Source organism: Pseudomonas sp. PMCC200344, from assembly GCF_030053095.1.
Lineage (GTDB): Bacteria > Pseudomonadota > Gammaproteobacteria > Pseudomonadales > Pseudomonadaceae > Aquipseudomonas > Aquipseudomonas svalbardensis.
Genome location: NZ_CP125618.1, coordinates 4,282,651 through 4,302,535, shown reverse-complemented (window position 1 = coordinate 4,302,535; position 19,885 = coordinate 4,282,651). Strand labels below are relative to the sequence as shown.

The 19,885-nt window shown below is 61.5% G+C and carries 17 protein-coding genes; 6 read left to right on the top strand and 11 right to left on the bottom strand.

From position 1 onward, the window contains the following. The first annotated feature begins 104 nt into the window (after nucleotides 1-104). Entirely contained in the window at nucleotides 105-2,144 is a 2,040-nt protein-coding gene (locus tag QFW87_RS19730; protein WP_283180968.1) for an NADPH-dependent 2,4-dienoyl-CoA reductase, read from the top strand. A gap of 153 nt (nucleotides 2,145-2,297) precedes the next feature. Beyond that, complete coding sequence (locus QFW87_RS19725; RefSeq protein WP_283188635.1) at nucleotides 2,298-3,215, top strand: pyridoxal-phosphate dependent enzyme; 918 nt, start codon at nucleotides 2,298-2,300, stop codon at nucleotides 3,213-3,215. A gap of 10 nt (nucleotides 3,216-3,225) precedes the next feature. Here the strand turns inward: QFW87_RS19725 and QFW87_RS19720 are convergent, their stop codons facing one another. The 3 genes from QFW87_RS19720 to QFW87_RS19710 form a co-directional block, all read right to left on the bottom strand. After that, a complete protein-coding gene (locus QFW87_RS19720; RefSeq protein ID WP_283188634.1) occupies nucleotides 3,226-3,774 on the bottom strand; it encodes a cytochrome b in 549 nt (182 codons plus the stop codon). Between the two features lie 187 nt (nucleotides 3,775-3,961). After that, nucleotides 3,962-4,789 carry a phosphonoacetaldehyde hydrolase gene (gene phnX, locus QFW87_RS19715; RefSeq protein WP_283180965.1) on the bottom strand — a complete coding sequence of 276 codons (828 nt, stop codon included), beginning with the start codon at nucleotides 4,787-4,789 and terminating at the stop codon, nucleotides 3,962-3,964. Nucleotides 4,790-4,985: 196 nt separating this feature from the next. Next, nucleotides 4,986-6,095, bottom strand: coding sequence for a 2-aminoethylphosphonate--pyruvate transaminase (locus QFW87_RS19710; protein ID WP_283180964.1), 1,110 nt, complete (start codon nucleotides 6,093-6,095; stop codon nucleotides 4,986-4,988). Between the two features lie 109 nt (nucleotides 6,096-6,204). Between QFW87_RS19710 and QFW87_RS19705 the strand changes: the two genes are divergently transcribed. Then, the gene (locus tag QFW87_RS19705) at nucleotides 6,205-7,068 is read left to right on the top strand and encodes a LysR substrate-binding domain-containing protein (RefSeq protein ID WP_283188633.1); all 864 of its coding nucleotides are present in this window, start codon (nucleotides 6,205-6,207) and stop codon (nucleotides 7,066-7,068) included. A 105-nt stretch (nucleotides 7,069-7,173) separates the two neighbouring features. Here the strand turns inward: QFW87_RS19705 and QFW87_RS19700 are convergent, their stop codons facing one another. Further along, the gene (locus QFW87_RS19700; RefSeq protein WP_283180962.1) at nucleotides 7,174-8,046 is read right to left on the bottom strand and encodes a LysR family transcriptional regulator; all 873 of its coding nucleotides are present in this window, start codon (nucleotides 8,044-8,046) and stop codon (nucleotides 7,174-7,176) included. A 268-nt stretch (nucleotides 8,047-8,314) separates the two neighbouring features. On the opposite strand from QFW87_RS19700, the gene QFW87_RS19695 reads away from it, so the two are divergent. Both QFW87_RS19695 and QFW87_RS19690 read left to right on the top strand, forming a co-directional pair. Beyond that, nucleotides 8,315-9,640: an MFS transporter gene (locus tag QFW87_RS19695; protein WP_283180961.1), complete on the top strand. Its 1,326-nt coding sequence runs from the start codon at nucleotides 8,315-8,317 to the stop codon at nucleotides 9,638-9,640. A 10-nt stretch (nucleotides 9,641-9,650) separates the two neighbouring features. Beyond that, nucleotides 9,651-11,042 (top strand): FAD-dependent oxidoreductase, encoded by a 1,392-nt coding sequence (locus tag QFW87_RS19690; protein WP_283188632.1) that lies wholly within the window; start codon nucleotides 9,651-9,653, stop codon nucleotides 11,040-11,042. Between the two features lie 3 nt (nucleotides 11,043-11,045). Here the strand turns inward: QFW87_RS19690 and tssI are convergent, their stop codons facing one another. Further along, nucleotides 11,046-12,470, bottom strand: coding sequence for a type VI secretion system tip protein TssI/VgrG (tssI, locus tag QFW87_RS19685; RefSeq protein WP_283188631.1), 1,425 nt, complete (start codon nucleotides 12,468-12,470; stop codon nucleotides 11,046-11,048). Nucleotides 12,471-12,702: 232 nt separating this feature from the next. Between tssI and QFW87_RS19680 the strand changes: the two genes are divergently transcribed. Next, complete coding sequence (locus QFW87_RS19680; protein ID WP_283188630.1) at nucleotides 12,703-13,410, top strand: YebC/PmpR family DNA-binding transcriptional regulator; 708 nt, start codon at nucleotides 12,703-12,705, stop codon at nucleotides 13,408-13,410. On the opposite strand, the gene QFW87_RS19675 is transcribed toward QFW87_RS19680, so the two are convergent. The 6 genes from QFW87_RS19675 to QFW87_RS19650 all read right to left on the bottom strand — a co-directional run bounded on the left by QFW87_RS19675 (nucleotide 13,407) and on the right by QFW87_RS19650 (nucleotide 19,885). Beyond that, complete coding sequence (locus QFW87_RS19675) at nucleotides 13,407-14,795, bottom strand: protein kinase (RefSeq protein WP_283188629.1); 1,389 nt, start codon at nucleotides 14,793-14,795, stop codon at nucleotides 13,407-13,409. The genes QFW87_RS19680 and QFW87_RS19675 overlap by 4 nt on opposite strands. A 462-nt stretch (nucleotides 14,796-15,257) precedes the next feature. Then, nucleotides 15,258-16,304, bottom strand: coding sequence for an ABC transporter substrate-binding protein (locus QFW87_RS19670; RefSeq protein ID WP_283180956.1), 1,047 nt, complete (start codon nucleotides 16,302-16,304; stop codon nucleotides 15,258-15,260). 18 nt (nucleotides 16,305-16,322) lie between these two features. Beyond that, nucleotides 16,323-17,438 carry an FAD-dependent oxidoreductase gene (locus QFW87_RS19665; RefSeq protein ID WP_283180955.1) on the bottom strand — a complete coding sequence of 372 codons (1,116 nt, stop codon included), beginning with the start codon at nucleotides 17,436-17,438 and terminating at the stop codon, nucleotides 16,323-16,325. Further along, complete coding sequence (locus QFW87_RS19660; RefSeq protein ID WP_283188628.1) at nucleotides 17,435-18,796, bottom strand: FAD/NAD(P)-binding oxidoreductase; 1,362 nt, start codon at nucleotides 18,794-18,796, stop codon at nucleotides 17,435-17,437. Before QFW87_RS19660 ends, QFW87_RS19665 begins: the two co-directional genes overlap by 4 nt. Further along, the gene (locus QFW87_RS19655; protein WP_123366184.1) at nucleotides 18,793-19,083 is read right to left on the bottom strand and encodes a (2Fe-2S)-binding protein; all 291 of its coding nucleotides are present in this window, start codon (nucleotides 19,081-19,083) and stop codon (nucleotides 18,793-18,795) included. The genes QFW87_RS19660 and QFW87_RS19655 overlap by 4 nt, the downstream gene beginning before the upstream one ends. A 7-nt stretch (nucleotides 19,084-19,090) precedes the next feature. Next, a complete protein-coding gene (locus QFW87_RS19650; protein ID WP_033057243.1) occupies nucleotides 19,091-19,885 on the bottom strand; it encodes an ABC transporter permease in 795 nt (264 codons plus the stop codon).

Genomic DNA, 19,885 nt, shown 5'->3' with positions numbered 1-19,885 from the left:
GGTCATTGAGTGACAGCGGCGCGACTCTTAGTCTGTCCAACATGACTGACGGGGGCCGAAGAGCTCCTGCACTTTTTCCGTGATCGCTCGATGTGGAGTTACCGATGGCCGCCGCTCATTACCCGCACCTGTTGGCCCCGCTGGACCTGGGTTTTACCACGCTGCGCAATCGTACCCTGATGGGTTCGATGCACACCGGTCTTGAGGAAAAGCCCGGCGGTTTCGAGCGCATGGCGGCGTACTTCGCCGAACGTGCCCGTGGCGGCGTTGGCCTGATGGTCACCGGCGGTATTGGCCCGAACGACGAGGGTGGGGTGTACTCCGGCGCGGCCAAACTGACCACCGAGGAAGAAGCGCTCAAGCACCGCATCGTCACCCGCGCAGTGCACGAGGCGGGCGGCAAGATCTGCATGCAGATCCTTCACGCCGGGCGTTATGCCTACAGCCCGAAACAGGTCGCGCCAAGCGCCATTCAGGCCCCCATCAACCCGTTCAAGCCTAAAGAGCTGGACGAGGAAGGCATCGAGAAGCAGATCAGCGATTTCGTCACCTGTTCGACCCTGGCGCAACAGGCCGAGTACGACGGCGTCGAGATCATGGGCTCCGAAGGTTATTTCATTAACCAGTTCCTCGCCGCCCATACCAACCACCGTACTGACCGCTGGGGCGGCAGCTATGAAAACCGCATGCGCCTGCCGGTGGAAATCGTCCGCCGGGTGCGCGAAGCGGTAGGCCCGAATTTCATTATTATCTTCCGCCTGTCGATGCTCGATCTGGTGGAAGGTGGTAGCAGCTGGGAAGAAATCGTGACGCTGGCCAAGGCCATCGAGCAGGCCGGCGCGACCATCATCAACACCGGCATCGGCTGGCACGAAGCGCGGATCCCGACCATTGCCACCAAAGTGCCGCGCGGTGCGTTCAGCAAAGTCACGGCCAAGCTGCGTGGCTCGGTGAACATTCCGCTGATCACCACCAACCGTATCAACACCCCGGAAGTGGCCGAGCAGATTCTGGCCGAAGGCGATGCCGACATGGTCTCCATGGCGCGGCCGTTCCTCGCCGACCCGGACTTCGTCAACAAGGCCGCTGAAGGTCGTGCCGATGAAATCAACACCTGCATCGGTTGCAACCAGGCCTGCCTGGACCACACCTTCGGCGGCAAGTTGACCAGTTGCCTGGTGAACCCGCGCGCCTGTCACGAAACCGAACTCAATTACCTGCCGGTGCAGCAGATCAAGAAAATCGCGGTGGTCGGTGCCGGTCCAGCAGGTTTGTCCGCGGCGACCGTGGCGGCTGAGCGTGGTCATCAGGTGACGCTGTTTGATTCGGCGAGTGAAATCGGTGGTCAGTTCAACATCGCCAAGCGTGTGCCGGGCAAGGAAGAGTTCTTCGAAACCCTGCGCTACTTCAACCGTAAACTGCAGACCACACACGTTGAGGTGTGCCTGAACACCCGTGTCGACGTGGCGAAACTGGTTGAGGGCGGTTACGACGAGATCATTCTCGCGACCGGCATCGCTCCAAGAACCCCGGCGATTCCGGGTGTCGAGAACGCCAAGGTGCTGAGCTACCTGGACGTGATCCTTGAGCGCAAACCGGTGGGCAAACGAGTCGCGGTGATTGGTGCCGGTGGTATCGGATTCGATGTCTCGGAGTTCCTGGTTCACCAGGGCGTGGCCACCAGCCAGAATCGCGAGGCGTTCTGGAAGGAGTGGGGCATCGATACGCATCTGGAAGCGCGCGGCGGTGTCGCCGGCATCAAGGCTGAGCCTCATGCACCGGCGCGTGAAGTGTTTCTGCTGCAGCGCAAGAAATCCAAGGTCGGCGATGGCCTCGGTAAAACCACGGGCTGGATTCACCGCACCGGTCTGAAAAACAAGCAGGTGCAGATGCTCAACAGCGTCGAGTACCTGAAGATCGACGACGAAGGTTTGCACATCCGCATCGGTGAAACCGGCGAGCCGCAAGTGCTGCCGGTGGACAACATCGTGATCTGCGCCGGGCAGGATCCGCTGCGTGAATTGCACGAGGGTCTGGTGGCGGCCGGGCAGAACGTGCATTTGATTGGCGGCGCGGATGTAGCGGCTGAATTGGATGCCAAGCGCGCGATCAACCAAGGGTCCCGGTTGGCTGCTGAGTTGTAATAAGCAGGCTCAGCGTGCCAATGGCTTTCGCGAGCAGGCTCGCTCCCACAGTAGATCTTCGGTGCGACATGGATCGAGTGTGGGAGCGAGCCTGCTCGCGAAGGCGTCCTCAGAGCGACTAGAATGCTGGCTCTTCACCCAGAGCCGGCATCGATGCTTCTCCCGCCCAACGACTGGCTACCCCAAGCCCCGCTGCAACCCCTGCAATTCGACTGGCTCACCTCAGCCGGCATCGAAGTCGGGATCCTGCGCCTCGACCAGATCGACCCTCTGATCAGCGGCAACAAGTGGTTCAAACTCATCGAGCACCTGAAAGCCGCTGACCTGATTGGTGCCAAAGGCATCATCAGTCTGGGCGGTGCCCACTCCAATCATCTGCATGCACTGGCCGCCGCGGGCAAACGTTTCGGTTTTCGCACCGTTGGCCTGCTGCGTGGTCATCCGCAAGAAACGCCAACGGTAAAAGACTTGCAGGCGTTCGGTATGCAGCTGCATTGGCTCGGTTATGGCGGTTATCGAGCGCGGCACGAGCCGGGTTTCTGGTTGCCATGGCAGGCGCAGTATCCCGATCTGCATCCGGTGCCGGAAGGTGGCGGTGGTTTACAGGGCGCCAGGGGCTGCATGCCGCTGAGGGCAATGGTCAGCGAGCAACTGAACGGTCTTGGCTGGAGTGACTACGAAGGTTGGTGGCTGGCCTGCGGAACGGGCACCACCCTGGCTGGTCTGGTGCTGGCCGAAGCAGGTGAACATCCGGTGTATGGCGCGCTGGCGGTGCCCGACGATCATGGGGTTGCGCAGCACGTCGATTCGATCGTGCGGGAGGCGGGTTTACACAATCGCGCTTATGAATTGTTCGACGCCAGCCGTGGCGGCTTTGCCAAAGTCGATCCGCTGTTGCTCGAGTTCATCGATCAGACCGAACAGGCCTGCGGCATTCCCCTTGAACCGCTGTATACCGGCAAAGCCCTGTTGGCGCTCAAGCAGCAAGTAGAAGCGGGAAGATTGGAAAAGGGCACGCGCCTGAACTTCATCCATACCGGCGGTTTGCAGGGCCGCCGGGGTTTCCAGTGAGCGGCTGGATTCACCCGCGCTTGGGCATCATCCGCAGCAAGGTGTTATCACCCACGACATAGTGGTGATAAATCCCCGCCACGGCGTGCAGGCCGATCAGCCAGTATCCAATGGTGCCGCCGAGTTCATGCCAGCCCTCGATCTGCTTGGCCAACGCCTTGTCCTCCGCGATCAGCAGCGGCAGGTCGAAGCCGTAGAACATCACTTGGTGCCCTTTTGCGCTAGTGACCAGCCAGCCCAGAATCGGCATGGCGATCATGAAAATGTACAGCGCCCAGTGCATCAGTTTGGCCAACACGGTCTGCCAGTGAGGCGAGGCCGGGAAGATTTGCGGTGCCGGGCCCAGGCTGCGCGCGAACAGCCGCAGCCAAACCAATACAAACACCGTCAAGCCCAGCATAAAGTGCGATTCGGTGATCAGCGTCCGCCCGCCACTGCCTTTTGGAAAGATCCCGCGAAATTCAATACAGGCGTAAACCAGCGCCAGCAGGACCAGCATCAACCAATGCAGCGTGATCGACACGGTGCTGTAGCGTGAGTCGGAGTTCTTCCAGGGCATACGGTGTTCCTCACAGGTCAGGTCGAGCCACCGTTCTTGTTCGACGGTGTGCTTTAACTGTAATCCGCTTTGGTGGATTTGCCTGTGGCTATTTGGGCGTTCAATGCTCTGGATCAAGTGATTGGCCACAAAAAAGCGCCCGTTCCGTTAAGGAGCTGGCGCTTTTTTTATGCAGCGATAGGCGCAATCAGTTGGTTTGCGGCATCTCGCCCTTGGCCAGGCGCTGGTTGATATCGGCGATCACTTCCGGCAATTCGGTGATGGTGTCGATCATGTAGTGGGGACGCGAGCCTTCGAACATCCCGTGGATGCGCTTGCGTTCGCTGGCCAGTTGGTCGCTGCCGAGGGCGCGGTAAGCTTCGTAGTCCAGGCCCAGCGCGTTGCCCGAGCAGATCAGCGCCACGGTCCACATGCCGGCACGGCGACCTTCAAGAATGCCCGGCACGGTGTCGTCGATCTTCACGCAGGCTGCGACATCATCGATGCCCAGCGCAATCACGTTGGCCAGCGCCTGGGCCGGCCATGGGCGGCCATTGGGCACTTCATCGGTGGCGACCACGTGGTCGGCAACGTAACCGTTGGTGGCGGCCAGTTCGACAACTTTGTCCATGACCTGTTTTGGATAGCCGGAGCAGGAACCGATCTTGATCCCTTGCTGGCGCAGGTTGGCGATGGTGTCCAATGCGCCCGGAATCAGCGCCGAGTGCTCGGCGATTTTCTCGATTTGTAGCGGCATGAAGCGTTTGTAGATGACGGTGACGTCATCGTCGGTCGGCGTACGGCCGAACACCGTGCGATAACGCTCGGCGACTTGCGGTTGATCGCACAGGGTGCGGATGTGGTCCCACTTGCCCATGCCCATCGGGCCGCGGGCTTCTTCGATGGAAACCTGGACGTCGAACTCGGCGAAAGCTTCGACAAAAATCTGTGTCGGTGCGAAGGAGCCGAAGTCGACCACGGTGCCGGCCCAGTCGAGGATGGCGGCTTGCAGCTTGGTTGGGTTTGCGTAGTTCATGTCTCAAATCCTGTATTGGGGAATGAAGAGCCCTGTAGCAGCTGTCGAGCCCCAGCGAGGCTGCGTTCGGCTGCGCAGCAGTCGTTAACTCTGGCGACTCGGTTCATCTAAAAACACCGAGGTGGATGGTTTACGACTGCTGCGCAGTCGAACGCAGCCTCGCTAGGGCTCGACAGCTGCTACAAGTCGTCGTGAATTAGATGTCGAGGACTTCCATCTCGCGCAGCACTTCGGCGATCGCCGATACGGCCGCGTGCATCTCGTCCTGGTTGACGTGGCCGATACAGCCGACGCGGAAGGTTTCGACCTGGGTCAATTTGCCGGGGTAGAGGATGAAACCCTTGGCCTTGACGCGTTCGTAGAATTCCTTGAACTGGTAGCGCGGATCTTTCGGCGCATGAAAGGTGACGATGATCGGCGCCTGAATCTCGGCGGGCAGGAAGCTGCGTAGCCCCAATTTGGCCATGTCATCGAGCAGCATTTTGCAGTTGTTGGCATAGCGCTGATGCCGGGCTGGCAAACCACCTTCTTCGTTGTATTGCAGCAGGGCTTCGTGCAGCGCGGCGACCACGTGGGTCGGCGGGGTGAAGCGCCATTGGCCGGTCTTGGCCATATAGGTGTGCTGATCGAAAAGGTCCATCGCCAGCGAGTGCGAGTTACCGGCGGCATTGGCCAGCGCTTCTTTGCGAGCGAAGACAAAGCCCATTCCCGGCACGCCTTCCAGGCATTTGCCCGAGGCGGCGATCAGCGCGTCGAACGGCACCTGTTGCGCGTCAATCGGCAGCGCGCCGAAGGAGCTCATGGCGTCGATGATCAGGCGTTTGCCGTGTTGCGCGATGACGTGAGCAATTTCCGGCAGCGGGTTGAGGATCCCGGTGCTGGTTTCGCAGTGAATCAGCGCGACGTGGGTGATGCTGGCGTCGGCGCGCAGCAGGCGGTCGACGTCGGCGGCGGTGGTCGGTTCGTCTTCGGCGGTTTCAAAGGTGCTGAAGGAGCGGCCGAGCACTTCGCAGATTTTCGCCAGGCGTTTGCCGTAGGCGCCGTTGATCAGCACCAGGACTTTGCCGTCACGAGGCACCAGCGTGCCGATCGCCGCTTCGACCGCGAAGGTGCCGCTGCCTTGCAGGGGCACGCAGTGGTGGCTGTCGCCGCCGTTGATGATCGCCAGCAGTTGTTCGCACAGGCTCGCGGTCAGTTGATTGAAGCGGTCATCCCATGAACCCCAGTCGAGCATCATCGCCTGACGGGTGCGGGCCGATGTGGTCAGTGGGCCGGGGGTGAGCAGGATGGGTTCGGCAGTACTCATTCTCGTGTCCTCGCAATCGATGGGATGAAGCTACGGGGCTTAAATTGCAATTTGCCGTGCTATCAATCAAATTGTTTGTTGTTATGCCAGCCATCAGTGAGGGTTATTCATGAACCTGTTCCAGCTCCGCGCATTCGATGCGGTGGCCCGCGAGGGCAGCTTCACCCGGGCCGCCGCGCGACTGTTCATCAGCCAACCGGCGGTCACCGGGCACATCAAGGCGCTGGAGGAGCATTACCAGATCACCCTGTTGCGGCGCACCGCACGACGGGTGGAGCTGACGGAGGAGGGCACCAAACTGGCCGCGATCACCCGGGCGATGTTCGGCCTGGCCGAAGAAGCGCAGGTGATGCTCGAGGCCAACCGGCAGTTGCTGACCGGGCGTCTGGAGGTTGCGGCGGATGGGCCGCACATGGTCATGCCGATGCTTGCCAGTTTGCGCGCGCGGTATCCCGGCATTACCGTGAACCTGCGGCTGGGCAATGCTCAGGAAACCTTGGCGGCGTTGTTGTCGGAGCACGCCGACGTGGCGGTGCTGACCGAGGTCGAACCGCGCAAGGGGCTGCATTTGCAAGACTTAAGCGAATCACGGATTTGTGCGCTGGTGCCTGACGGTCATCCCTGGGCGCAGATGTCCAAGGGGGTACCGCTCAAGGCGCTGGATCAGGTGATCATGGTGTTGCGCGAGCCGAGTTCGATCACCCGGCGCACCTTCGACGAGGCGTGCGCGGCGGCGTTGGTCAGTCCACGGGTGTTGCTGGAGCTGGACAGTCGCGAGGCGGTGACCGAAGCCGTCGCCGCGGAGTTGGGGGTTGGCGTGGTGTCGTCGGTGGAAGTCAGTCATGACCCGCGGGTCGCGGCGGTGCCGATTCTTGGTGAAGGGTTGGTTAACCGACACATGATTGGCTGCATGGAGCGGCGGCGGGATTTGCGCTTGATACAGGCGTTTTTCGATTTGGCGCCCGCCTTGTAATCGAGGTGCGCCCTTCGCGAGCAGGCTCGCTCCCACATTGGAACGCATTCCCCTGTGGGAGCGAGCTTGGTCCGGGCGGCGTTCCGACGATGGGGCCTGACCGGCTTACACAAGACTCTCGCGAACCATCTCCAGAAACGTCGCCACCACCCGCCGCGAACTCTGCTCGCGCAAGCACACCAGCGTCTCGGTCAATCGTCGTTTGCAGTCGGTAATCGGCAACGCGCACACCCTCGAATCTGCACCGAATTCGGCAGCTGAAACAACGCCAACACCAATCCCCACGACCACCGCCTCACGCGCCGCTTCCCGGCCTTCAACCTGAATCGCCGGGCGAATGCGAAAGCCTGCCTGAGCCATTTCTTCTTCCAGCGTCTGGCGCGTTACCGAACCGATTTCCCGCAACACCAATGGCGTGTCATCCAGATCCGCTAGGCAAATCGACTCGCGGTCGGCCCACGGATGATTGCGCGAAACGAACGCCACCATCGGGTCGTTGCGCAGCGGCAACGAGATCAGACGTTCGTCACTCACCTCCCGACCCAGCAACGCCAGGTCGGCCTGATAGTTGAACAGCCGAAACAGCGATTCGTCGGTGTTGCCGGTTTCGATCTTCACGCTGATGCCGGGGTAGCGCTCACAAAAGCGAGCAATCTGCGGCAACACGTGCACTGGCGCATCCACCGCGAGAATCAGGCTGCCGGTCTGCAAGGCCCTGGAGTCATGCAAGAGTTCCTGCGCCTCGGCCTCGATAACGAACAATCGCTGGGTAATGCTCAGCAACCGCTCGCCCAGATCGGTCAGGCGTACCGAACGTTTGTTGCGGTGGAACAGCAGCACACTGAAACGCTCTTCGAGCTTGCGCACTTGGTCGGAAATCGCCGGTTGCGTGAGGAATAGCCGCTCGGCCGCTTTGGTAAAGCTTCCGTGCACGGCCACGGCGTGGAAGGCTTTGAGCTGGGCGTGGGAAACCGACATCGAAACCTCCAGTAACAAGCTGAGCTTATATTGGAAATACGATAAATCGATTTCACTTATTAATCAGTAATTGTTTTTATCCACCTCAGCCCCGGTGACTGGTCAGTCAAACAGCGTTGGCGGCCATGAGCCTGTGCGTGCAACAGCAGGACTCATCTGACCGATATCGCCTCAGGGAAGCTGCGATATCGAAGTGCTCAACAATAAAAAAACAGGCGTTATTTCTCAATTTCTGCCGGCACACTCACACCCTGAGGTCAGAACCACAATGGACAAGCACATCGGCACTATCAAGCGTTGGCGCGTGCAGATCTTCGCGATCACCTGGCTCGCTTACGCCGCTTTCTACTTCACCCGCAAAGCTTTTTCCGTGGCAAAACTGGGGATCGCCGAAGACCCCACCTTCATGCTCGACAAAATGGCCATGGCCAACCTCGACGCCATCTACCTCACGGCTTACGCCATCGGGCAATTCACCTGGGGCATCCTGGCCGACCGCTTTGGCCCAAGGGTCGTAGTGTTTGGCGGGTTGTTGATTTCAGCGGCGGCAGCCTTGGTGATGGGCAGTTTCGCGACGTTGCCAATCTTCGCTACCTGCATGTTGATTCAAGGGTTTGCCCAGTCCACCGGCTGGTCCGGGCTGTGCAAGAACCTCGGTAGTTTCTTTCCCTCCGAGCAGCGTGGGCGGGTGCTGGGGTTGTGGAGTTCCTGTTACGCCTTTGGTGGGTTGGTGGCTTCGCCGTTTGCAGGCTGGTGGGCGTATACGCTGATCGGCACTTGGCATGCGGCGTTCTTTTCCAGTGCGGCGGTAGTTGGGCTGGTCGCCGTGCTGTTTTTTATTTTTCAGCGCAACAAACCCGAAGATGTTGGCTTGCCGGCGGTGGAGCCAGAGCCGCAACTGACGGCGCAAGAGGCCGACGCGCAAAGCAAGATCAGCATGCTGGAACCGTTAAAAGACATTCTGCGCAACCGCACCGTGCTGGTGCTGGGCCTCGCGTATTTTCTGCTGAAACCGGCGCGCTACGCGATTCTGCTCTGGGGACCGGTGATCGTCTTCGAGCAGATGCCCTCGGTGGGCAAGGTCGGCGCGGCAATCATTCCGACCGCGTTTGAACTGGCTGGGTTACTCGGGCCGATTCTGCTGGGGCTCGCTTCGGACAAACTGTTCGGCGCCCGACGCATGCCGGCGTGTGTGCTCAGCCTGTTGGCGTTGACCGTCACCCTGGCCTTGTTCATGGGCGCCCTGCAAACCGGCAGCGTGATGCTGGTGGTGGCGCTGCTGTTCGTCATGGGCCTGACCCTGTACGGACCGGACTCGATGATCAGCGGCGCGGCCGCGATCGATTTCGGCACCGCCAAGGCGGGCGCCACCGCGGCCGGTTTCGTCAATGGTTGCGGCTCGGTTGGGGCGATTCTCGGCGGCTTGCTGCCGGGCTACTTTGACTCGGTCACCGTGTTCATCGTCTTCGCCGGCTGCGCGTTGTTTTCGGCCCTGGTGCTGATCCCGCACTGGAACAGCCGCCCGGCTGGCCTGCGTTCCGAAAGCGTTTTCGTCCCTAACCAACCGATCACCGTAAAACCTCTGCGTACTTAAGGATTGACCCATGAGACCTTTCTGGCTCGAACAGGCGCTGGCGACCGAGTCCTGCGCGCCATGCGAACCCTTGACGGGCGATACCCGCGCCGACGTCTGCATCGTCGGCGGTGGCTACACCGGACTGTGGACCGCGATCATGCTCAAGGAACAGAACCCCGAACTGGATGTGCTGCTGATCGAGGCCGATATCTGCGGCGCCGGTGCCAGTGGTCGCAACGGTGGTTGTGCACTGTCGTGGTCGGCCAAGTACTTCACCCTTGAGCGGCTGTTCGGCGTCGAAGAAGCCGTGCGACTGGTCAAGGAATCGGAGCGCAGCATCCATGCCATCGGCGCCTTTTGCGAGCAGTACGCGGTGGACGCCGATTACCGCCTCGACGGCACGCTCTACACCGCCACCAACCGCGCCCAATGCGGCTCGACCGACGCCGTCATCGCGGCGCTGGAGCGCAATGGCATCAACTCCTTCACCCAACGGCCGGTGGCCGATGTGCAACGCATGGCCGGTTCCAGCAAACATCTGGAAGGCTGGTTTTCCCCGGCGGCGGCCAGTGTGCAGCCGGGCAAACTGGTGCGCGGCTTGCGCCGGGTCGCCTTGCAACTCGGCGTGAGGATTCATGAGCACACCGCCATGACCGGGTTGCAGGAGGGCAAGCCTGCGGGGATTCAAACCCCCAACGGCACCGTTCGCGCGGATCGCGTGGTGCTGGCGATGAACGCCTGGATGGCCCGGGCGTTTCCACAGTTCGAGCGCAGTGTGGCGATTGTTTCCAGCGACATGCTGATCACCGAGCCGCGGCCCGATCTGCTCAACGAGATCGGTTTGACCAGCGGCGTCACCGTGCTCGATTCGCGGATTTTCGTGCACTACTACCACAACACGCCGGACGGCCGAATCATGCTCGGCAAGGGCGGCAACACCTTTGCTTACGGCGGGCGAATGTTGCCGGTGTTCGATCAGCCATCGCCCTATGCCGGTATGTTGCAGCACAGCCTGAGCGAGTTCTTTCCGGCGTTTGCCCAGGTCAAGGTCGAGGCGACCTGGAACGGTCCGTCTGATCGCTCCGTCACCGGTTTGCCGTTCTTCGGTCAGATGAGCGCCAGTGGCAACGTGTTTTATGGTTTCGGATATTCCGGCAGCGGGGTTGGCCCGTGTCACATGGGCGGGCAGATTCTCGCCTCGATGGTTCAGGGTCTGGACAACGCCTGGACTCGTTCGCCTCTGGTCAACGGCCCGTTGGGCTTGTTTCCGCCGGAACCGATTCGTTACCTCGGCTCATTGATGGTGCGCAACGCCATTCGCCGCAAGGAGCGCGCCGAGGATCATGGGTATCGGCCACGGCATCTGGATGTGCGTCTGGCGAGGTTCGCGGCGGCGGCAGGCAAGGCCGACAAGGGCTGAGTGTCAGGGCGTGAGGTCCGAGCGATTGACCAGCCAATCGAGCAGCAAGTGGCTATCGCGGCGTGGCGCGGGAACAGGCCGAGTGCGCGGGTGATGGCCCATGCCGACGCACAGCACCGGCCGGTCCGGGTCGCTGTCGAGAAAACTGATCAGGACGTCGCTGCCGGCCTTTGGCAGGCTGGACGGGTCAATCCGACCGTCCGGCGCTGCAAAGGCCATCGGTAGCCAGAGACCGGCAGATTCAAGCGGATCTGATTCCACTGCTGGCCACAGTCTGACCTGTATTCGACCTCGATCATCCAGCACAGCCGGTTGCCCGGCAGGGCCAAGCACCTGGGCAGGTTGATAACCCGGAATGCTCGGCCTGGTCTGCTTGAGCGCGGGCCTGAATACCGTTGACCAGGGAATGGCGGTGAACTGATTGCGGTAATGGCGGACAGTGACGGGTGTGTCGGTGGCAAGAATCGAAGGTTGTTGCCCCTGATGTCGGGTTTCGGTGAGCAGCCATTGATCGTTGAAATTCGACAATGGATGCTCCGACACCTGCACAATCCGAGCGCTGCGCAGTGCGCTCTGGTTGCTTTGACCGTGGATCTGCAGGTGCTGGCAACGCAGACGTTCCAGTTGTCGACGGCTTAGTTGGTCGCGATGGATGTGCTCGGGAGCGGGGCGGACCATCACGGGCAATGGTTTGCTGAAAGCATGGTTGGCCGCGCCGTCGTCGGGGCTTTGCGAGCCACGGTTCCTGGCCTCCAGTCGCGAGGGAAAGGGCGGCGAGTCATGGCGCTGGAACAGCTCACTGATCGCCGGCCCGTCAATGTCGTCGGATGCGTTGCCCTGGAAAGGCGTAAGGATGGGTTCCTGGGGGAAACTCAGGCTGTCATCCGCCAGGACCAGCACATGCCCGTCGCGCTGATGTTCGAAGTGATAGTGAATGCCTTCTTCTTCGCACAGCCGTTGCAGCAATGCCAGATCACTCTCCTCGTACTGAATGCAAAAAGACCGGAGCGGATAGTGCCCGTTCGACAATTCGAAGCGATAGCTCCTCTCGGGCACATCATGTTCCTCCAGCAGTTGGCGCAGGATCATCGGTACGCTGAGGTGATGAAAGACCCGGCGTGAACGCTGCCGGTCGAGCCATTGAAGGTAGGGCACCAGCACCAGTTTGTAGCCGATCCGGTGTGGGCCGCGATGCTCGCGACTGGCACTGTGAAGGACGCCGTGAACACCCTGGCCCTCCATCAGGCAGAGGAACACCGGCTGTTGCAGCAATCGGTCGAGGCTCATGGCCGGTGCGAGGCCGATCACTTCGATGTCGAATCGATAGGGCTGGTTGAGGGCTTCTCGGCCACTGAACTGCAACACCTGCAAACTCAAATCGCCGTCGAGAAGTGTCAGGGTGAAGGGACTTTCCTTGTCGTTGTGCATCGAACGCGCTTCTGCCATGGAATTCGGGCGCAGAGGGTACGAAACCACAGCCCTTTATGGTCACCGCAAATCGAAGTTTCAGAATCGCCCTACAACTGCAGGTGAAGATGTCGATTGGTCATGCGGGTGAACAGGGTAGATTTTTTGGTCGATTGCCAACTTTAGGGCGTATAAACTTGCGCCATGCGTCGGCCAATAGATGTCTCGGCGCCACAGATCAAGAGAGTGAGTAATGGGCGCACAGTGGAAGGTTAAACACAAAGAAGCGGCATCTAACGCCAAGGGCAAGATCTTCGGCAAGCTGGTAAAAGAAATCACCATTGCTGCCCGCAACGGTGCCGATACTGCCACCAACGCACACCTGCGTCTGGTGGTCGAGCAGGCCAAGAAAGCCTCGATGCCCAAGGAAACCCTGGATCGCGCGATCAAGAAAGGCGCGGGCCTGTTGGGCGAAACCGTGCAATACCATCGCGTGACCTATGAAGGCTTCGCACCGCATCAGGTGCCGCTGATCGTTGAATGCGTGACCGATAACGTCAACCGCACCGTTGCTGAAATCCGCGTCGCGTTCCGCAAGGGCCAATTGGGCGCTTCCGGTTCGGTAGCGTGGGACTTCAACCATGTCGGCATGATCGAGGCGTCCCCGGACAGCTCCGACGCCGATCCGGAAATGGCCGCTATCGAAGCCGGCGCCCAGGATTTCGAGCCGGGCGAAGAAGAGGGCACGACCCTGTTCCTGACCGAGCCTGCGGACCTGGACGCCGTGCAGAAAGCCCTGCCAGAGCAAGGTTTCACCGTGTTGTCGGCCAAGTTGGGTTATCAGCCGAAAAATCCGGTCAGCGGTCTGAGCGATGAGCAGATGGCTGAAGTCGAAGCCTTCCTCGAAGGCCTCGATAACCACGATGACGTGCAGGACATGTTTGTCGGGTTGGCGGGTTAAACCGCTTCGAGCGTGTGATGACCTGTGGGGAGGTCCCTCGCCACAGGTTTGTATTGGCTTCCAGTGGTTGAAGCCAATACCGCCAGCGCCTGAATAATTTCGCTGAACCCCGGTCGCTCCAGCACCTGCGGCTGACAGCAGCGCTGCTGCAATTGCTCCAGCTGCACACAGTCCTCATCGCTCAACCCTGAGTCGATCCGCTCCAACAATTCTCCCAGCAAAACACCAAACGCCCGTACCTCGATCCGTTGCAGCGCACGGCTTTCAAGGCTGTCCGAGGTGGCATGGAAAGATGCGGCGCCAAAATCCCCCAGCAGGCAATCACCGTGCTCGTTCCACAAAATGTTGTGGCCGTAGAGGTCGCCGTGGGTGATGCCATGCTGGTGCAAATGTTCGGCTGCCGAGGCGATGCCACAGGCGATGCGCAATGCCACGCCAGCGCTGAACCGGGTGTCGTTGGCGTAAACGTCGCGGGTGCACGACGCCAGGCTCGGCAGCCCGGACAGATTGCGATAGCTCGGATCGATCAGCTGCATCACCAGCCCGGCCTGGGCTTCTGGATGCCCGACGACGCGCCCTTCAACCCGGATCAGGTTGGGGTGACTACCGGCGGTGATGCAGGCGTTCATCTCGTGCAACGGCGAGCCATCGCTGGTCATTTCGCCTTTGTAGAGTTTGACGGCGACCTGTGTGGCCGGTTGGCCCGGTCGATCCCACATTGCGCGATGAATCACCCCTGACGCGCCTTCGCCCAGTTGCTGCTCCAGACGCAGTTCGGACCAGGGAATGCGGGGCGTGGCTTCGAGAGCGGCCGCATCGGCTTCGGTCTCCAGCGGGTTGCCGGCGTACGCCAGCCAAGTCAGGCTCGGCAGGGACAGCAGCCACTCGGGCAACTCGGTCAACCGATTGGCGGCGATGCGGATCAGTTCGAGTCGATGGCAATGACGCAAGCTCTCCGGCAAGCGTTGCAAGCGGTTGCCAGCAAGCATGAGTTTTTGCAGGTGCGGGCGTTCACCCAGCTCGGCGGGCAGTTCAGTGATGCAGTTATCGGTCAGGATCAGCCAGCGCAGCAACGGTGGCAGGGCCGCGCCTGGCACGTGTTCGATGCGGTTGGCCTTGAAGCCGACCATCGTCAGAGCGGCGCATTGGCCCAGGCAGTCGGGCAGTTCGGTGAACAGATTGTCCGAGCAGAACAGCACGCGCAAACGGGTCAGACGGTGCAAGTCGTCCGGCAGACTGCTCAAGGCATTGCCACTGAGGTCGAGGACTTCCAGCGAGTCCGCCAGGTCGAAGACTTCTCGCGGAAACTCCGTCAGGCCGCCGGTGAGGTCCAGGCGGGTAACGCCCGACAGTTGGCCGGCGCGCAGTTGGGCAAGGGTATCCATGAACAGATTCACTTTGATCGAGAGGAGGGCGCGGAGGCCTGGAAACGGGCGACATGATAGCCGGAAAAGTGTGGTGCAGCTCATGCCGCTATCGCGAGCATGAGCTACGCCACAAAACCTACGGGTCCCTGATTTCGACCAACTGCCCCAAGCGGCTGCGCGTGCGCGCCAGACGGTCGAACGGCCACTGTGATTTCACCCCGTAATCGGCAGGCAGCTCCCCGAGCTGCCGCGCCGTAGTGTAACCAAAGGGGGAATTTCCATTCCAGTTGTGTCGACCTGTAGCAGCTGCCGAGCCTGCGAGGCTGCGTTCGGCTGCAGAGCAGTCGTAAAACCAAACACCGCGGTCATTCAAGAAAACCGCAGAGAATGGATTGGCGACTGCTCCGTCCGAACGCGGCCCGAACCGAACGCAGCCTCGCAGGCTCGGCAGCTGCTACATAGATAGCGCTATGCCGGAAGTTACCGCTCGATACTGCGATTCCACCGCGCATTCCATGCCGGGCGCTGTTCGTTGACCTGATCCCAATCGATCGCAATGGCAGTGGTCAGGTACTGCTTCATCGCCTCCACCTGGCCGCGAGTCTTGTCGGTGGTCGGGGTATTGGGGTTGGACGGGATCTGGTCGCCGTCTTCAAGCGCGGCGGCCTGCGCTTGCGGCGTCAGCAAGAAGGCCGCGAGCTTCTGCGCCAGTTCCGGTTGGGTGTTGTTGGCGATGGCACATTCGGCCACGTTGAGCACCACGGCGCCTTCCTTCGGTTGCGCATATTCCACCGGCATGCCCTTGAGTTTCAGGGCGGTGACCTGGGTCGGCGTCAGTGGGAACAGCGCGGCTTCGTCGGTCTGAAGCATTTCGGAAATCTTCGCCGAACTCGGGATGTACTCCAGCACGTTGCGCCCGACGGTGTTCGGCCACGCCTTGAAGCCTGGCTCGACGTCGGTTTCGCTGCCGCCCTGAATCCGGTTGAACATCAGGAATCCGTGCAGGCCAAAGGTTGAGGAGGCCATCGACTGGAACACCAGTTTGTCCTTGAAGCGCGGGTCGGCCATGTCCATCCACGAGGTCGGCGCGGTCCAGCCGTTCTCCTTGAACAGACGCGTGTTGTACGCCAGCCCGGTCACGCCGAGGCTGACCGCCACCGCTTGATCCTTGATGCGGCCCTTGGCCGGAATCTGCGCCAGCGGTGCGCTGTCTTCGAGTTTGTCGCACAGCCCCATGGCGATGGCGCGGTACATGATGCCGTCGTCGAGGAACATCACGTGCATCTGCGGGTTGCCTTTGCTGGCCTGGACCTTGGCCAGAATATCGGCGGAGGTGCCGGGCACGATCACCACTTTGACGTTATTGGCCTTCTCGAAAACCGGCAGCACCTTGTCGGCGTATAGCCGCTCCATAGTCCCGCCGTTCATGCCCAGGTAAAGCGTCGGTTCGGCCTGGGCCTGGGTGACCGTGAGCAGGGCGGTCAGACAGGAGAAACCGAGCAGTGCACTGCGTTTGACGTTATTCATTGGCGCGACCTTCCTCTATCAAGCAACGGAGATGGAGTGAAACCGGGTGATGGAAAACGCATCCAGTGGCGTCTTTGAGGCGCCGCTGCAGATGATTTCGGTGAGCGCCTGGCCCACCGCGGGGGCGATCTGGAAACCTGCGCCGGCAAAGCCGAACGCGTGCAACAGACCGGGTTGAGTGCCACTGTGGCCGATCACCGGTTGGTGATCGGGCAGGTAACCTTCGGTGCCGCTCCAGGTGCGAATCGCCTGGGCGCCTTCAAGAAACGGATAAAGCTCGACGGCCTGACGCAGGATCTCGATCACGGCGTGCTGGCCCGGCCGGGCGCGGGCGTCGTCGAGGGCAAAACCCTGACCGCCACCCAACACGCAATTGCCGCGAGCGACCTGACGGGCATAGATACCGCCGCCCTCGACCCCGGTGCTGGCATTCATCACCAGCGGCAATGGCTCGGTGACCAGCATCGCCGGGTGCCCGGCGCGCATCGGCACCCCCTCACCGAACTGTTCTGCCAGGGTGCCGGCCCAGGCTCCGGCGCAATTCAGCAGCCAGGGCGTCTGTAGCTCCAGACCGGTTTGCGTACTGATGCGAAAGCGTTGACCGTCGTGTTCCACCGCCGTCACCGGGCATTGTTCATGGACCTGTGCGCCATGTCGCCGCGCCGCCCGGGCAAACGCCGGGGAGACCAGTCGCGGGTTGGCATGACCGTCATCGGGGCAAAACGAGGCGCCGACCGCGACCTCGCCGACCCACGGAAAACGTGCGCGTAATTCACTGCGCTCGAATACCTGCAAATCGAGGCCAAAGCCCCGACTGCTGGCGGCATAGTCTTGCAAGGCGTGCAGGTCGCTGAGGCTGCGGGCCAGTTTCAGGTGGCCGCTGCGCTGATACTCACCGTCGATGCCAATCAGCTGCGGCAGTTGCCCCCAGATGTCGTGGGCCCGCTGCGACAGCGGCAGTTGCGACAACGGTCGCCCCTGACGCCGCACGCCGCCGTAGTTCACGCCGCTGGAATGCGAGCCACAGAAGTCCCGCTCCAGCAGCGCGACACGCCGGCCGGCCTTGCTCAGAAAAAGCGCGGCGGAGGCGCCGACAATACCGCCGCCAATGATGACGGCATCGACTTCGATCATGACTCGACCTCCAAACCAAACGGCAGGGGTTTGATGGGGGCCTGAGCCCGAAGCCTGCCGATGTTGGACACGCAGCGCTGGCTTTCGCAGGCAATGATTTCCGCGGCGGCGGCGCCACACATCCGTCCCTGACAGCGGCCCATGCCGACCCGGCAATGCGCCTTGACCCGGTTGATCTCCCAATGGCCCTCGCGCACCACTTGGCGAATGTCGCCGGCCCGCACTTCTTCGCAGCGGCAGATCATCACGTCATTCGGGGCATCGGCGGCCCAATTCTCGGGAAAGATGAAGGCCCGTTCCAGGCCTTGGCGGAAGGTATCGATCCGCCCCAGCGCCTGCTCCAATTGCGCCCCACGTTGCGGTGGGATCAGGTGACCGATGTCTTCGAGCAACGCCAGAGCCGCGCGCTCGCCGGCCATTTCCGCCGCGTCGGCGCCCATGATGCCGGCGCCGTCACCGGCCAGGTAAACCTCGGCGACACTGCTGCGACCAGCGCTGTCATGCTGCGGCAGCCAGGCGCGGTTGAGCGGGTTCCAGGCGAACTCACAGCCGAGCAGATCGGCGAGTTGGGTTTCACTGCGCAGGCCGTGGGCGAAGGCGACGGCGTCGCAATTAAGATGCTGATAGCCCTTCGCGTTGCGCCAGGTCAGCGATTGCACACGCTGATCGCCATTGATGCCTGTGAGGCTGGCACCTTGATGCACCGGGATGCCGTGGGCGGTCAACCAACTGCGGTAATAGATGCCTTTGGCCAGGGTGGCCGGTTGCGAGAGCAGACCGGGCAGGGCGCGGGCCTGAGTGCTGAAAGGCGAACTGTCGAGCACAGCGACCACCTTGGCGCCGGCCTTGGCGTATTGATACGCCACCAGGTACAGCAACGGCCCGCTGCCGGCGAACACCACGCGTTCACCGATAGCGCAGCCTTGAAACTTGAGGGCGATCTGCGCTGCGCCGAGGCTGTAGACCCCCGGAAGGGTCCAGCCCGGTACCGGCAGAATCCGGTCGGTGGCGCCCGTGGCGACGATCACGCGGGAGAACGCCAGCCGCGCGGCGCGGCCTTCATGCAAGGTGTCAAGCGCACCGTCCTCGGCGTTCCATACCAACGTCTCGGGACGGTAGTCGAGTTGCTCGTGCAACTCATCAATCGTCTGATGCAGCGCGTTGGCCTTGCCGGCTTCGAAGCCATACAGCTTGACCGGCGAGCGCTTGAAGTTTGCCGGTTGTCGACGATAAATCTGCCCGCCACCGCGTGCTGCTTCGTCCAGCAGCACCGGGCGAACGCCGTGGGCGACCAATGTTTGCGCTGCACGAATCCCGGCCGGACCGGCGCCGATGATGACCACCGAGGGTGTGCTCATAAGTGTCGCCCCGGTTCGCGGCTGATCTGCTGCCCGGCTTCGAGCAACGTCGAACAGGCGCGCACGCGTCGACCATCGCCCAGTCTTACCCAGCAGTCCTGACACGCACCCATCATGCAAAACCCGGCGCGGGGTTCGGCGCTGAAGTCGCTGCCGCGCAAGTGTTCGCTGCAGGTCAGCACCGCCGTCAGCAAGGTGTCGCCGAGCAGGCCGGTGGCCGGCGTGCCGTCGAGGGTAAAGTCCAAGGCCGGGCGGTCGCCTTCGGCCAGTCGTTTCAGCAGAGCCATGGCGCCCTCATTGTTTGCCCACCAGAACCCGATCCAGGCCGTAAACCCGGTCGAGCAAAATCATCGTCAGCGCGGTCAGCCCAATCACCAGTGCCGACACCGCCGCCATCATCGGATCGATGGATTCAGTGGCGTACACGTACATCCGCACCGGCAGGGTTTGCGTGGCCGGCGAGGTGACGAAAATTGACAAAGTGACCTCATCGAAACTGTTGATGAACGCCAGCAGCCAGCCACCGGCGACCCCCGGCAGAATCATCGGCAAGGTGATTTCCCTGAACAACGTGAAGCGCCCGGCACCGAGCGATTGCGCGGCGTGTTCGGCGCTGCGATCCAGGCCGATGGCCGACGCCAGCACCAGTCGCAACACGTACGGTGTGATCACCAGCACATGGGCGAAGATCAGCCAGGCGAAGCTGCCATTGACGCCCATCAGCGCAAACAAGCGCAGCAATGCGACACCCAGCACCAAGTGCGGAATGATGATCGGCGACAGGAACAGACCGTTGAAAAAGTCGCGACCGGGGAACTCGAAGCGCGTGATCGCCAGCGCCGCCGGCACCGCAATCAGCGTCGCCAGACTGGCAGCGCAGAACGCGAGGATCAGGCTGTTGTAGAACGCATCGACAAAGTCTGCGCGCTCGAACACCGCGCGAAACCAGCGCAGGGAAAACTCAGTGGTCGGCAGGCTCAGGGTGTTTTCCGGTGTGAAGGCCACGAGGCAAACCACCACCAGCGGTGCCAGCATGAACAGCACCACCAGGGTATGGAACAGCAGGGCGAAAGGACCGTTCTTGGACAT

Excerpts from the sequence above, each read along its gene's own strand:
- QFW87_RS19730 (WP_283180968.1), top strand. The coding sequence starts at position 105 with ATGGCCGCCGCTCATTACCCGCACCTGTTGGCCCCGCTGGACCTGGGT.
- QFW87_RS19725 (WP_283188635.1), top strand. The coding sequence starts at position 2,298 with ATGCTTCTCCCGCCCAACGACTGGCTACCCCAAGCCCCGCTGCAACCC.
- QFW87_RS19720 (WP_283188634.1), bottom strand. The coding sequence starts at position 3,774 with ATGCCCTGGAAGAACTCCGACTCACGCTACAGCACCGTGTCGATCACG.
- phnX (WP_283180965.1), bottom strand. The coding sequence starts at position 4,789 with ATGAACTACGCAAACCCAACCAAGCTGCAAGCCGCCATCCTCGACTGG.
- QFW87_RS19710 (WP_283180964.1), bottom strand. The coding sequence starts at position 6,095 with ATGAGTACTGCCGAACCCATCCTGCTCACCCCCGGCCCACTGACCACA.
- QFW87_RS19705 (WP_283188633.1), top strand. The coding sequence starts at position 6,205 with ATGAACCTGTTCCAGCTCCGCGCATTCGATGCGGTGGCCCGCGAGGGC.
- QFW87_RS19700 (WP_283180962.1), bottom strand. The coding sequence starts at position 8,046 with ATGTCGGTTTCCCACGCCCAGCTCAAAGCCTTCCACGCCGTGGCCGTG.
- QFW87_RS19695 (WP_283180961.1), top strand. The coding sequence starts at position 8,315 with ATGGACAAGCACATCGGCACTATCAAGCGTTGGCGCGTGCAGATCTTC.
- QFW87_RS19690 (WP_283188632.1), top strand. The coding sequence starts at position 9,651 with ATGAGACCTTTCTGGCTCGAACAGGCGCTGGCGACCGAGTCCTGCGCG.
- tssI (WP_283188631.1), bottom strand. The coding sequence starts at position 12,470 with ATGCACAACGACAAGGAAAGTCCCTTCACCCTGACACTTCTCGACGGC.
- QFW87_RS19680 (WP_283188630.1), top strand. The coding sequence starts at position 12,703 with ATGGGCGCACAGTGGAAGGTTAAACACAAAGAAGCGGCATCTAACGCC.
- QFW87_RS19675 (WP_283188629.1), bottom strand. The coding sequence starts at position 14,795 with ATGGATACCCTTGCCCAACTGCGCGCCGGCCAACTGTCGGGCGTTACC.
- QFW87_RS19670 (WP_283180956.1), bottom strand. The coding sequence starts at position 16,304 with ATGAATAACGTCAAACGCAGTGCACTGCTCGGTTTCTCCTGTCTGACC.
- QFW87_RS19665 (WP_283180955.1), bottom strand. The coding sequence starts at position 17,438 with ATGATCGAAGTCGATGCCGTCATCATTGGCGGCGGTATTGTCGGCGCC.
- QFW87_RS19660 (WP_283188628.1), bottom strand. The coding sequence starts at position 18,796 with ATGAGCACACCCTCGGTGGTCATCATCGGCGCCGGTCCGGCCGGGATT.
- QFW87_RS19655 (WP_123366184.1), bottom strand. The coding sequence starts at position 19,083 with ATGGCTCTGCTGAAACGACTGGCCGAAGGCGACCGCCCGGCCTTGGAC.
- QFW87_RS19650 (WP_033057243.1), bottom strand. The coding sequence starts at position 19,885 with ATGTCCAAGAACGGTCCTTTCGCCCTGCTGTTCCATACCCTGGTGGTG.